The sequence below is a fragment of the Streptomyces sp. NPDC002276 genome (assembly GCF_053891435.1).
This window is the reverse complement of record NZ_JBSFCQ010000006.1, coordinates 66,083-79,088: the sequence shown is the minus strand read 5'-3', so window position 1 is coordinate 79,088 and position 13,006 is coordinate 66,083. Positions and strand designations below refer to the sequence as shown.

10 protein-coding genes are annotated in these 13,006 nt (G+C 69.9%); all 10 read right to left on the bottom strand.

Features of this window, described 5'->3' with window-relative positions; genetic code table 11:
* Positions 1 to 223 precede the first annotated feature (223 nt).
* The 10 genes from ACWIHT_RS17190 to rsmH all read right to left on the bottom strand — a co-directional run bounded on the left by ACWIHT_RS17190 (position 224) and on the right by rsmH (position 12,674).
* The gene (locus ACWIHT_RS17190) at positions 224 to 1,018 is read right to left on the bottom strand and encodes a cell division protein FtsQ/DivIB (RefSeq protein ID WP_456168947.1); all 795 of its coding nucleotides are present in this window, start codon (positions 1,016 to 1,018) and stop codon (positions 224 to 226) included.
* A gap of 25 nt (positions 1,019 to 1,043) precedes the next feature.
* Positions 1,044 to 2,135, bottom strand: a complete 1,092-nt coding sequence (gene murG / locus ACWIHT_RS17185) for an undecaprenyldiphospho-muramoylpentapeptide beta-N-acetylglucosaminyltransferase (protein ID WP_019067754.1) — start codon at positions 2,133 to 2,135, stop codon at positions 1,044 to 1,046.
* A gap of 6 nt (positions 2,136 to 2,141) precedes the next feature.
* On the bottom strand, positions 2,142 to 3,509 hold the full coding sequence (ftsW, locus tag ACWIHT_RS17180; protein WP_456168946.1) for a putative lipid II flippase FtsW: 1,368 nt from the start codon (positions 3,507 to 3,509) through the stop codon (positions 2,142 to 2,144).
* A 21-nt stretch (positions 3,510 to 3,530) separates the two neighbouring features.
* Positions 3,531 to 4,964, bottom strand: coding sequence for a UDP-N-acetylmuramoyl-L-alanine--D-glutamate ligase (gene murD / locus ACWIHT_RS17175; protein ID WP_456168945.1), 1,434 nt, complete (start codon positions 4,962 to 4,964; stop codon positions 3,531 to 3,533).
* Entirely contained in the window at positions 4,946 to 6,019 is a 1,074-nt protein-coding gene (gene mraY, locus ACWIHT_RS17170) for a phospho-N-acetylmuramoyl-pentapeptide-transferase (RefSeq protein ID WP_200712987.1), read from the bottom strand. Before mraY ends, murD begins: the two co-directional genes overlap by 19 nt.
* Positions 6,016 to 7,431 (bottom strand): UDP-N-acetylmuramoyl-tripeptide--D-alanyl-D-alanine ligase, encoded by a 1,416-nt coding sequence (locus ACWIHT_RS17165; protein ID WP_456168944.1) that lies wholly within the window; start codon positions 7,429 to 7,431, stop codon positions 6,016 to 6,018. The genes mraY and ACWIHT_RS17165 overlap by 4 nt, the downstream gene beginning before the upstream one ends.
* A gap of 4 nt (positions 7,432 to 7,435) precedes the next feature.
* On the bottom strand, positions 7,436 to 8,956 hold the full coding sequence (locus tag ACWIHT_RS17160; protein ID WP_456168943.1) for a UDP-N-acetylmuramoyl-L-alanyl-D-glutamate--2,6-diaminopimelate ligase: 1,521 nt from the start codon (positions 8,954 to 8,956) through the stop codon (positions 7,436 to 7,438).
* Between the two features lie 161 nt (positions 8,957 to 9,117).
* Positions 9,118 to 11,088 (bottom strand): peptidoglycan D,D-transpeptidase FtsI family protein, encoded by a 1,971-nt coding sequence (locus ACWIHT_RS17155; RefSeq protein ID WP_456168942.1) that lies wholly within the window; start codon positions 11,086 to 11,088, stop codon positions 9,118 to 9,120.
* Between the two features lie 5 nt (positions 11,089 to 11,093).
* Positions 11,094 to 11,672 (bottom strand): septum formation initiator family protein, encoded by a 579-nt coding sequence (locus tag ACWIHT_RS17150; protein WP_456168941.1) that lies wholly within the window; start codon positions 11,670 to 11,672, stop codon positions 11,094 to 11,096.
* Between the two features lie 45 nt (positions 11,673 to 11,717).
* Positions 11,718 to 12,674 carry a 16S rRNA (cytosine(1402)-N(4))-methyltransferase RsmH gene (gene rsmH / locus ACWIHT_RS17145; RefSeq protein ID WP_456168940.1) on the bottom strand — a complete coding sequence of 319 codons (957 nt, stop codon included), beginning with the start codon at positions 12,672 to 12,674 and terminating at the stop codon, positions 11,718 to 11,720.
* Positions 12,675 to 13,006: the final 332 nt, after the last annotated feature.

The window sequence follows — 13,006 nt, the reverse complement described above, 5'->3', positions numbered from 1 at the left end:
GGACGGCAGATGCCGAATGGGACGGTCCGTAGCGCCGACCCGAACCCTAACGTTGAAGTTTAGGGTTACCAGTGTGTCCGTTCCTTGAAGTCTTCTGAACAGGACACTAAGTCGACAAGTGGCGCACGTTCAACGAACACGCCGAACCTCCCGTTTTTCTTTTCACCCTATGTGATCAGCCGTAGCGCTGCCCAACCAGGGTGCTGGCCTGCGCGAATGTGCGTCAACTCCCGGCTGACGCAGGGGCGGTGGGAACACTTACGTCGAAGTGCCGGGCTCCGGAAGCTGCTTTCATGAGAGCGGTGAGCGTACGCGCCTTCGCCGCGCCCTTGTCGCCGCTTCCCCAAGAGACGGTCCGGCCACCGCTCAACTCCAGTGAGATGTCGTCGTAGGAACGGACCTTGACGACCTGTGTGTCGCGTGCGACCGCGGCCGGAATGTCACCCGCGACGCGCACCGCCTCGCGGACGAGTCGGTCCTCGCCGAAGCGGCGCAGGCCGGCGGTGGAGGAAGCCGTGGGAGAGAGCGTCAATTCGAGGGTGGGGACGGACTTCGGTGGCGTGGAAACGGTGGCGAATCGCACGCCCTCGTCGTCCACTTCGACAAAGTTTCCGCCCTTTTTCACCACCAGGACCGGGCTGCGTTCGGTCACTTTCAGCCCGATTCCATGCGGCCAGGAACGGACTACGTCAACAGTGTCAATTCGGGGCAATTTCCTGCGGAGTCGGGCTTCGATCGTATCGGTGTCGACGGAAATGAGCGGTCCGCCGACCGGTACGCCGGCGGCTTCGCGCACCTGTTCCGGCGTCAGGACCCTGGTCCCGGAGACCGAAACCTTCTCCACCCGCAACCACTGCGAGCCGTAGAGCAGCCAGACCGCGGCGGTGCCCAACAGGGCCCCGGCGAGGGCGAGTACGACAATCAGACGGAGGCGCCGACGCCCCAGGCGCCGGACAAGGGGCGGGCCGGACGACTCCTGTTGGCGTTCACCGCGTTCGGCGGTCGTCGGTCCGGCCACGATCCCCTGCCTCTCTCACATAGGGCTAGCGGTGTCGCGAGGCGATCGCCTCGTACACCATGCCGACGAGCAGGTCGTCGGCGTCCCGGCGGCCGAACTCGCTTGCCGCGCGCGACATCTCGTACAGCCGGTGCGGGTCGGCGAGCACGGGCAGGACGTTGCCCTGGACCCACTCGGGCGTCAGTTCCGCGTCGTCGACCAGGAGTCCGCCGCCGGCCTTGACCACCGGCTGGGCGTTCAGCCGCTGTTCGCCGTTGCCGATGGGCAGCGGGACGTAGGCGGCCGGGAGTCCGACGGCGGAGAGTTCGGCGACGGTCATCGCGCCCGCGCGGCAGAGCATCATGTCGGCCGCGGCGTACGCGAGGTCCATCCGGTCCACGTACGGTACCGGGATGTAGGGGGGCATCCCCGGCATCTGGTGCACCTGCGGCAGTTCGTTCTTCGGGCCGACCGCGTGCAGGATCTGGATTCCGGCCTGTTGGAGGTACGGCGCGACCCGCTCGACGACCTCGTTGAGGTGCCGGGCGCCCTGTGAACCGCCGGAGACCAGCAGCGTCGGCAGGTTCGGGTCGAGCCCGAACGCGGCCCGCGCCTGCGGGCGTACGGCCGCGCGGTCCAGGAGGGCGATGGAGCGGCGCAGCGGGATGCCGATGTAACGGGCGCCCCGCAGCTTGCTGTCCGGGGTGGAGACGGCGACCTGGGCCGCGTAGCGCGAGCCGATCTTGTTGGCCAACCCGGGCCTGGCGTTGGCCTCGTGGATCACGATCGGCACCCCGAGGCGCTTGGCCGCGAGATAGCCGGGCAGCGCCACATAGCCGCCGAAGCCGACGACCGCGTCCGCCTTGGTGCGCTCCAGGATCTGCTCGGCGGCCTTGATCGTGCCGCGCAACCGGCCCGGTACGGTGATCAGTTCCGGGGTGGGCTTGCGGGGCAGCGGTACGGCGGGGATCAGCGCGAGTTCGTAGCCCCGCTCGGGTACGAGGCGGGTCTCAAGGCCGCGTTCCGTGCCCAGCGCCGTGATCCCCACGGTGGGGTCCTGCCTGCGCAGGGCGTCCGCGAGGGCGAGCGCGGGCTCGATGTGGCCGGCGGTCCCCCCACCGGCGAGTACGACATGCACCGAAATTCACCGCTCTCCGGACGAACGCGCCGCCGAGGCACGCCGTCTCATCGTGTTCCATCTGCGGGGACTCCGGCCGGAACCGGGTCCCCTGGCCCCCCGTTTTCTACCAAAGCGGGGTTGCCGCATCGCAAGCGCCGCCCGCGCAGCGGGGTCGTCGCGCGCGAAGGCGATCAGCAACCCGATGGCGAACATGGTCGGCAGCAGGGCGGAACCCCCGTAGGAGAACAGCGGGAGCGGGACGCCGGCGATCGGCAGCAGGCCGAGCACCGCACCGATGTTGATCACCGCCTGAGCGGTGATCCAGGTGGTCACGCCTCCCGCGGCATACCTCACGAAGGGGTCCTCCGTGCGTCCGGCCACGCGGATACCCGCATAGCCTAGAGCCGCGAAGAGGGCGAGGACCGACAGCGTGCCCGCCAGACCCAGTTCCTCACCGGTGACGGCGAAGATGAAGTCCGTGTGGGCTTCGGGGAGTTGACCCCATTTCTCCACACTCGCGCCGAGCCCGGAGCCGAAGATCCCGCCCGATGCGAGCGCGTAGATCCCGTGCACGGCCTGCCAGCAGTCGGCGACCCCGGTCTTGGGCTCGGTGGCGCCGATGCAGGCCAGCCGGGCCATCCGGTTGGGGCTGGTCTTGATGAGGATCACACCGATCACACCCGCGATCGACAGCACACCGGCGAACAGCCGGGTCGGCGCTCCGGCCAGCCAGAGCAGGCCGAACAGGATCGCGGTGAGGATGATCGCCGTCCCCATGTCGCCGCCGAGCATGATCAGTCCGAGCAGCATGAACGCGACCGGCACCAGCGGCACCAGCATGTGCTTCCACTGGGACAGCATCGCCTTGTCCTGTTTGCGGGCGAGCAGGTCGGCGCCCCACAGGACGAGGGCGAGCTTGCCGAACTCGCTGGGCTGGATCTGGAAGGAGCCGCCGAGCGAGATCCAGTTGCGGTTGCCGTTGACCGACATCCCTATCCCCGGCAGCTGCACCAGCGCCATCATGAAGACGGCGCCCGCGAGGATCGGATAGGCCAGCGCCCGGTGCAGTTTGACCGGCATCCGCGAGGCGGCCAGCGCCAGCACCCCGCCGATACAGGCGGCGAGAAACTGTTTGCGGAAGAAATACGAGCCGGGCAGCGAGAGTTGGAGTGCCGTGATCTGGGAGGCCGAGTAGACCATCACCAGACCGAGCACGGTGATCAGCACGCTGCCGCCGGCGATCAGGTAATAGGCGGTCAGCGGCCGGTCCCAGGCCCGCCGCGCGTTGGCGTACAGCCGTCGTACGGGGTTGTCCCGTACGGTCCGTGCGGCGGCGGGACGTCTGGGGGGCCGCTGCTGCACGGGCGGCCGGCCGGTACGGCTACTGGGCATCAGCGCCTCCGCTCACGTCGGTCAGGCGCCGAGTTCGCGAACCGCCTGGGCGAACGCGTCACCGCGCTTCTTGTAGTTGGCGAACATGTCCATGGAGGCGCAGGCCGGGGCGAGCAGCACCGTGTCGCCGGCGGCGGCGAGCCGCTGTGCCTCCTGGACAGCCGCGAGCATCGCCCCAGTGTCGGTCCGGGCGAGGTCGACGACGGGTACTTCCGGGGCGTGTCGCGCGAGGGCTTCCCGGATGAGCGCACGATCGGCGCCGATCAGCACCGCGCCCCGAAGTCGCTTTGCCGACTTGGCGACGAGTTCGTCGAAGACGGCGCCCTTGGCGAGTCCGCCCGCGATCCACACGATCGACTCGTAGGCCGCCAACGAGGCTTCCGCCGCATGGGTGTTGGTGGCCTTGGAGTCGTCGATGTACGTGACACCGTCCACGTCGGCCACGTGCGCGATGCGGTGCGCGTCGGGCGTGAAGGCCCGCAGCCCGTCCCGTACGGCCTTGGCGGGCACCCCGAAGGCGCGCGCGAGGGCAGCGGCGGCAAGGGCGTTGGCGATGTTGTGCGGGACCGGCGGATTGACGTCGGAGATCTCCGCCAGCTCCTGCGCGTTGCGCTGCCGGTCCTCGACGAAGGCGCGGTCGACCAGGATGCCGTCCACGACGCCGAGTTGGGACGGCCCGGGGCTGCCCAGCGTGAACCCGATGGCCCGGCACCCCTCCTCGACGTCGGCCTCGCGGACCAGGTCCTCGGTGGCCTTGTCGGCGACGTTGTAGACGCAGGCGACCCGATTGCCTTCGTAGATACGGCCCTTGTCGGCGGCGTACGCCTCCATGGAGCCGTGCCAGTCGAGGTGGTCGGGCGCCAGGTTGAGAACGGCGGCGGAGTGGGCGCGGACCGAGGGCGCCCAGTGCAGCTGATAGCTCGACAGTTCGACGGCGAGGACGTCGTACCGCTCGTCCCCGAGTACGGCCTCCAGGACCGAGACGCCGATGTTGCCGACCGCCGCCGTGCGCAGGCCGCCCGCCTTCAGGATGGAGGCGAGCATCTGGACGGTGGTGGTCTTGCCGTTGGTGCCGGTGACGGCGAGCCAGGGGGCCGCTTCGGGGCCGCGCAGGCGCCAGGCCAGCTCCACGTCCCCCCACACCTCTACGCCCGCCTCGCGGGCCGCCGTGAACAGCGGCTTGTCGGGCTGCCAGCCGGGGGTGGTGACGATCAGTTCGGTGCCCTCGGGCAGGCTCTCCCCGTCGCCGAGGCGCACGGTGATGCCGAGCGCCTCCAGGTCGGCCGCCTGGGCCCGGGAGCGCTCGTCGTCGCCGTCGTTGACGACCGTGACGAGCGCGCCGAGGCCGTGCAGGACCTTGGCCGCCGGGATCCCGGAGACTCCGAGTCCGGCGACGGTGACGTGCTTGCCCTCGAAGGAGAGCCCCTGCCCTTCGGTCACTTTTCCGCTGCCCATCCCGCGTAGAAGAGGCCAAGGCCGACGATCACGCAGATGCCCTGGATGATCCAGAAACGGACCACCACGAGCACTTCGGACCAGCCCTTGAGTTCGAAGTGGTGCTGGAGCGGGGCCATTCGGAAGACCCGCTTGCCGGTGAGCTTGAAGGAGCCGACCTGGATGACCACCGACATGGTGATGAGGACGAAGAGGCCGCCCATGATGGCGACGAGCAGCTCGGTGCGGGAGAGGATCGCCAGACCGGTGAGGACACCGCCGAGGGCCAGCGAACCGGTGTCCCCCATGAAGATCTTGGCCGGCGAGGTGTTCCACCACAGGAAGCCCAGGCAGGCCCCCATCAGCGCGGAGGCGATGACCGCGAGGTCGAGCGGATCGCGCACCTCGTAGCAGGCGTTCGGGTTGGTCAGTGTCGTCGCGTTGGCGCAGGACTCCTGGAACTGCCAGACACCGATGAAGGTGTAGGCGCCGAAGACCAGGACCGAGGCGCCGGTGGCGAGGCCGTCCAGACCGTCCGTCAGGTTCACGCCGTTCGACATCGCGAGGATCATGAACAGCGCCCAGATCACGAACAGGATCGGGCCGAGCTTCCAGCCGAAGTCCGTGATGAACGACAGCTTCGTGGAGGCCGGGGTGTTGCCGCGGGCGTCCTGGAACTGGAGGGCGAGCACCGCGAAGCTGATGCCGACGATCAGCTGGCCGGCCATCTTCGCCTTGGCCCGCAGGCCCAGCGAACGCCGCTTGACGATCTTGATGTAGTCGTCGAGGAAGCCGACCAGGCCCATGCCGACCATCAGACCGAGCACCAGCAGACCCGAATAGGTCGGCGTGTAGCCGGTGATGACCTTGGACAGGAAGTACGCGGCGACCGTCGCGAAGATGAAGGCGATACCGCCCATCGTCGGCGTACCGCGCTTGCTTGCGTGCTCGCGCGGGCCGTCGTCACGGATGTACTGGCCGTAGCCCTTGCGGGCCAGCAGCTTGATCAGCAGCGGGGTGCCCACCAGGGTCAGGAACAGGCCGATGACTCCTGAGAACAGGATCTGCTTCATCATCGGGCGGCAACCTCACCCTCGGTACCGGCCTCGACGAGCGCCTGCGCCACGCTCTCCAGACCGACCGACCGGGACGCCTTCACGAGAACGACGTCTCCCGGGCGCAACTCGCTGCGCAACAGGTCGACCGCCGCCTGTGCGTCGGACACGTGCACCGACTCCTCACCCCACGAACCCTCGTTATATGCGCCCAGTTGCAGCCAGGACGCTTCCCTGCCCCCGACCGCGACGAGCTTGCCGACATTGAGCCGGACAGCGAGCCGTCCGACCGCGTCGTGCTCGGCGAGCGCCTCGTCCCCGAGCTCGGCCATCTTGCCGAGCACCGCCCAGGTCCGCCGCCCCTTGCCCATGGCCGCGAGCGCGCGCAAGGCGGCTCGCATGGACTCGGGGTTCGCGTTGTAGGCGTCGTTGACGATGGTCACGCCGTCCGAACGCTCGGTGACCTCCATCCGCCAGCGGGAGAGGGAGCCCGCCTCGGAGAGCGCGGTGGCGATCTCGTCTGCGGACATGCCCAGCTCATGGGCGACGGCGGCCGCGGCGAGCGCGTTCGACACGTGGTGCTCACCGTACAGGCGCATGGTCACTTCGCTGCACCCGGAGGGTGTGTGAAGGCTGAAGGCGGGCTGTCCGCTGTCCGTGAGTCTGACGTTCTCGGCCCGTACGTCCGCTTCGCCGGACTCTCCGAAAAGGATCACCTTCGCCTTCGTACGGGACGCCATGGCCCGTACGAGCGGATCGTCGGCGTTGAGGACCGCGACACCGCCCTCTTCAACTGAAGGGAGCGCCTCCACGAGTTCGCCCTTTGCCTGCGCGATCTGCTCACGGCCGCCGAACTCGCCGATGTGGGCGGTGCCGACGTTCAGGACGAGGCCGATCTGCGGGGGCGTCAGATCCGTGAGGTAGCGGATGTGACCGATCCCGCGGGCGCCCATCTCCAGGACGAGGAACCGCGTCTCGTCGGTGGCGCTCAGCGCGGTCAGCGGCAGCCCGATTTCATTGTTCAACGATCCCGGCGTGAACACTGTGGGCGCCTTGCGGGCGAGCACCTGGGCGATGAGGTCCTTGGTGCTGGTCTTGCCCGCCGAGCCGGTGAGGGCCACGAGGGTCGCGCCGAGCCGTCGTACGACATGGCGGGCGAGGGCGCCCAGGGCGCTCTGGACGTCCTCCACGACGATCGCGGGCACGCCGACCGGGCGGGACGCCAGGAGGGCCACCGCGCCCGCCTCGACGACCGCCTGCGCGAAGTCGTGGCCGTCGACGCGCTCGCCGACGAAGGCGACGAAGAGGCTGCCTGGTTCCACTTCCCTTGAGTCGCGGACCACCGGGCCGGTGACCTGGACGGACGGATCCGGTATGTCGTGCGTCTGCCCGCCGACGACTTCTGCGATCTCGGCGAGGGAGAGGGCGATCACAAGTTCATCCCTGGGTCTTCTGGATAGCTTCGCGAAGCACCTGGCGGTCGTCGAAGGGACGGACCACTCCGGCGATGTCCTGGCCCTGCTCATGGCCCTTGCCCGCGACCAGCACGGTGTCGCCCGGCCGTGCGCGGGCGACGGCGGCGGCGATGGCCTCGGCCCGGTCCTCGAAGACCTGGACCTCGCCGCGCTCGTGCGCGGGCACGGACGCGGCCCCCTGGAGCATGGCCGCGAGGATCGCGAGGGGGTCCTCGGAGCGGGGGTTGTCCGATGTCAGTACGGCGGTGTCGGCGAGCCGGGCGACAGCGGCACCCATGGGCTCGCGCTTGGTCTTGTCCCGGTCCCCGCCGCAGCCGAGCACGACGTGCACCTTGCCCTCGGTGACCTTGCGCAGCGCACGGAGAACCGATTCGACGGCGTCCGTCTTGTGCGCGTAGTCGACGACCGCGAGATACGGCTGCCCGGCGTCCACGCGCTCCAGGCGCCCCGGTACGCCCGGTACGGCGGCGATGCCGTCGGCGGCGAGCTGCGGGTCGAGGCCCGCGGTGGCCAGGGCGGCGATCGCCGCGAGGGTGTTGGCCACGTTGAAGGAGCCGGCCAGCGGCGATCTCGCGGTGATCAGCTCGCCCTTGGGGCCGACCGCGGTGAACGTCGAGTCCATGGGGCCGATTTCGACGCCCTCGGCACGCCAGTCGGCGTCCGGGTTGCCCTCGGCGGAGTAGGTGGTCACGGGGACCGTGGCCTCGCGCGCGAGCCTGCGACCGTACTCGTCGTCGAGGTTGACCACTCCCTGCCTGCTGCGCAGCGGTGTGAACAGCCGCGCCTTGGCCTGGAAGTAGTCCTCCATGCCGGAGTGGAACTCCATGTGCTCCGGGCTGAGGTTGGTGAAGACCGCGACGTCGAAGACGCAGGCGTCGACCCGGCCGAGGACCAGCGCGTGGCTGGAGACCTCCATGGCGACCGCGTCGACCCCGCGCTCCAGCATGACCGCGAACAGGGCCTGGAGATCGGTGGCTTCGGGGGTCGTGCGCTCCGACTTCATGCGCTCGTCGCCGATGCGGGTCTCGACCGTGCCGATCAGACCGGTGGACCGGACCGTTTTCAGCCCACCCTCTACGAGGTAGGCGGTGGTCGTCTTCCCGGAGGTGCCGGTGATGCCGATCTGGAGCAGATCGCGGCCGGGATGGCCGTAGATGGTGGCTGCCAGCTCGCCCATCTGCCCGCGCGGATCGGCTACGACCAGCACCGGCAGGCCGGTCGCGGTCGCGCGGTCGGCGCCCGCCGGGTCCGTGAGGACCGCTACGGCGCCGAGGCCGGCCGCCTGGGTGACGAAGTCGGCGCCGTGCAGACGGGCGCCGGGCAGCGCGGCGTAGAGGTCGCCGGGGCGGACGGCGCGCGAGTCATGGGTGATGCCCGTGACCTCGGCGGTCGACACCGGCTCGGCGGCGCCCAGTTGGTCGGCGAGTTCCGCGAGGGGTGTGGCGGAGAGCTGCGCCGGCCTGGGCGGCCCCGGGTATGTCACGGATGCGCCCTTCTGGGGGGTTTGGGACTGATCGGCGGATGGCACGGCGGTGAGCGTACCGGGCGCACCGGCCGAGGGGCGAAGCGAGGGGCGGGGCTCGCCCTGGTTCCCGGAATGGGAAGTGATCATGGTCACGGATCGGTTCCTGGCTGTTGCGCTGATCAGGGAGTGAAGGTCACGGGCAGGTTCGCGGCCTTCGCCCCGGTGGGCGGGACCTGGAGGGTCTTGAGGGCGAACTCCATCACCTGCTTGTAGATCGGTCCGCAGATCTGACCGCCGAAGTAGCTTCCGCTGGTGGCGTTCTGGATCGCGCAGTAGACGGTGATGCGGGGATTGTCGGCCGGCGCGAACCCGGCGAACGACGAGGTGTAGCCCTTGTACTTGCCGGTGGCCGGATCCACGCGGTTGGCGGTGCCGGTCTTGCCCGCGACCCGGTACCCCGGAATCGCGGCCTTACCGCCGGTGCCCTGCTCGTCGTCCACCACGGACTCCAGCATCTGGGCGAGGGTCTTCGCCGTCTTCGCACTGATGACCCGGGTCTTCTTGGGCGTGGCGGCCGGTGTGAAGCGGCCGTCGGGACCCTTCGTGCCGCGCACCAGGGTGGGTTCGACGCGGACTCCGCCGTTGGCGACCGTCGAGTAGACGGAGGCCGCCTGGAGCGCGTTGAGGGACATGCCCTGGCCGAAAGGAATCGTGTACTGCTGCGAGGTCGACCACTTGGAGGCGGGCGCGAGGATGCCCTTCGTCTCGCCGGGGAAGTCGAGCCCGCTGTAGCTGCCGATGCCGAACTTGCGCAGATACGAGTACAGGACCTCGTTGGCCTGCGCCTGGGTCTTGTCTAGCTGGCCGGCCGCCTCGATGGTGCCGATGTTGCTGGACTTGGCGAGGACGCCGTTGAGCGTGAGGTTCCAGGTCGCGTGGTCGACGTCGTCCTGGAAGAGGCGGTCGCCGCGGTGCAGCCGGTTCGGCACGACGACATGCGTCAGCGGGGTGGCCACGTTCTCCTGGAGTACGGCGGCCATCGTCATGACCTTGGCGGTGGAACCGGGCTCGTAGGCGTCCTGGAGGGCCGCGTTGCCCAGGGAGGCCGCGTTGGCCTGGGCGAGGTCGTTCGGGTCGAAGCCGGGCGCGTTGGCCATGGCGAGGATCTCTCCGGTGCGGGTGTCCTGCACTATCACGTACCCGCGGTCCGCCTTGGACTTCTTCACCTGCTCCGTGATGGCGTTCTGCGCGGCCCACTGGATGTCGCGGTCGATCGTCAGCTCGACGTCGGAACCGGGCACCGCGGGCGTCTCCGTGGAGCCCGCGGTGGGCACCTGGAGGCCGCCGGACTGTGCGTAGCGGACCTTGCCGTCCTTGCCGGTCAGATCCTTGTTGAGCTGCTGCTCGACCCCGCCGCCGCCCTTGCCGTCGGCGTTGACCCAGCCCAGTATCCCGGCGGCGAGATCGCCGTTCGGGTACACGCGCTTGGTGGTGGGGACGGCCAGGACACCGGCAAGGACGTTGACGGTGGTCGGGTCGGTTCCGGACTTGGTGGTGAGCGCGCTCTTCAGGTCCTTGATCTGCTTCCAGACCTGCGGGGTCTGCCGGTTGGCGAGCACCACGTAGCGCAGGTTCTTGTTCGCGGGCCTGAGCTTCTTGACGATCGAGGCCTGGTCCACGCCGAGGATCGGGGCGAGGAGGGCGGCCGCCTGTTCGGGCCCGTCGTCGATCTTGAGCTGCTTGCGGGTGAACAGCGTCGGGTCGGCGGTGATCGTGTACGCGTCCACGCTGGTCGCGAGGGCCACCCCGGAGCGGTCGGTGATCTCACCGCGCTCGGCGGCCAGTACGTAGTCGACGTACCGGTTCTGCGCGGCCTTGGCGGCGTACGCGCTCGCGTCGACGGCCTGTACCTGGAGCAGTCGTACGACGAACGCGATCAGGACCAGGGTCAGCGCGAGGCTGATCATGCGCAGCCGGGGGCGGGGGCTGCCGAGCCGGAGGGAGCGCGGGCCTCCCGGGCGGGCGGCGGGCGGGGCCGGTGCCGGGCGGCGGGCCGGGCGGGCGCCGGGCCCTGGGCGGCGCCGGGCATCGGGCCGTTCGGGCCTGGCCGGTCCGGGCACTCGGCGGCGCGGCGGTTCCCTGTCGGACACTTCCGTCACCTGCCGGGTGTAGTCGGGGTGGAGGACTGAACTGCCGTGGACCGCACGGGCTTTACGGGCTGTACGGAACGGGCCGGGGTGGGGGTGGGAGTGGCCACGGGTGCCGCCGCGCCGGCCGCGGGGGTCGGGCTCGGGCTCGGCCTGCTGATGAGCGCCTCGGGGGCGAGTACCGCCGGGGTGCTCACGGCCTTCTCGGCGGTGGCCTGCTCCGGGACACCCTTCACGGTGCCGTTCGGGTCGAGGAAGGCGGGGTCTCCCCCGGGCACCATGCCCAGTTCGTGTGCGCGGCGCTGGAGGGCGTCGGGGGCAGAGTAGGCGTCCACGTCCCGCTGGAGGGCCTGTTCCTCGTCGGTGAGGCTCTTCGTCTGCTTCTGGAGGTCGTCCAGCTTGAACTGCCCCTCGCTGAGCGCGGAGTTCAGCACGAGCAGCGCGATCAGACCGCCGCCGAGGAGAAGCACGACAAGGAGGACGAACGGGGTCCGGGCCGCCTGGATCCCGCCCGACTGCGCGGGTCCGGTCGGGAAGAGTCGCGCCAGCCGGGCGGCCCTGCCCCTCAGTTCGGGTTTCCTACTCACTCACGCACCCCGCACCCCAACACCCCGCACCGACTTGGTACGTAATCACCCGATGTCCTCCCTGATGCGCTCGGCCCCCCGCAGCCGCGCGGGTGCCGCCCGCCGGTTCTCGGCGACCTCTTCCTCGGTGGGAAGTTCGGCACCGCGCGTCAGGAGCTTGAGCCGGGGCTGGTACTGCTCGGGCACCACCGGCAGTCCAGGAGGCGCGGTATTGGCGGCGCCGGCCGCGAACACCTGCTTCACCAGGCGGTCTTCGAGCGAGTGGTACGACAGGACGGCGATCCGGCCGCCCACGGCAAGGGACTTCACGGCGGCGGGAATCGCCCTCTCCAGGACGGACAGTTCGCCGTTGACCTCGATGCGCAGCGCCTGGAAGGTGCGCTTGGCCGGGTTGCCGCCGGTGCGCTTGGCTGCCTGGGGCAGCGAGTCGCGGATCAGCTCGACGAGCCGCGCGCTGTTGTCGAACGGCTCCTTGTCGCGCTCGCGGACGATCGCCGACACGATCCGCTTGGCCTGCTTCTCCTCGCCGTACGCCCGCAGGATGCGGACGAGTTCACCGGGCGCGTAGGTGTTGAGGACCTCGGCGGCGCTGATGCCGGTCGTCTGGTCCATGCGCATGTCGAGGGGCGCGTCCTGGGCGTAGGCGAAGCCGCGGTCGGCCTCGTCCAGCTGCATCGAGGAAACGCCGAGGTCGAACAGGACGCCCTCCACGCGCGCGAGGCCGAGCCGCTCCAGCACGTCGGGCAGTTCGTCGTAGACGGCGTGCACGAGGGTGGCGCGCTCCCCGAAGGGGGCGAGGCGTTCGCCGGAGAGGCGCAGGGCCTCCTTGTCGCGGTCGAGGGCGACGAGGCGGGTCTCCGGGAAGCGGGTGAGCAGTGCCTCGCTGTGGCCGCCGAGGCCGAGCGTGCAGTCGACGACCACCGCTCCCGGCCGCTCCAGGGCGGGTGCCAACAGGTCCAGGCACCGCTGGAGCATCACCGGGACGTGTCGACTGTTGCTCAAGGGGCCCTCTCAGGTCCGGCGGGCCCGTACGCACCGCCGGGTCCCCGCCCGCTCAGGAAGGGGAGGGCCTGCCGGCGCCGGAAGCGTCAGCCGACCGGGAGCGGGAGGAGGCCGAGCCGTACGTACGCGCCGCGCACGTGGGGAGAATCCGGAAAGTCGCCGGAGCCTCCGGGAAAAGTCCAGCAGGGAGGCCTCGCCTCCCGCTTCGCGCAACTTTAGTCCACGCTGTCTCACGGTCAATCAACCGGCCTGCGCGTCGCGGGCCGGGGTGCGCGTGAAGCCTCAAAACGGGAAGAATCACCCACACGGGTGCACCCCCGCCACTCGTGTGG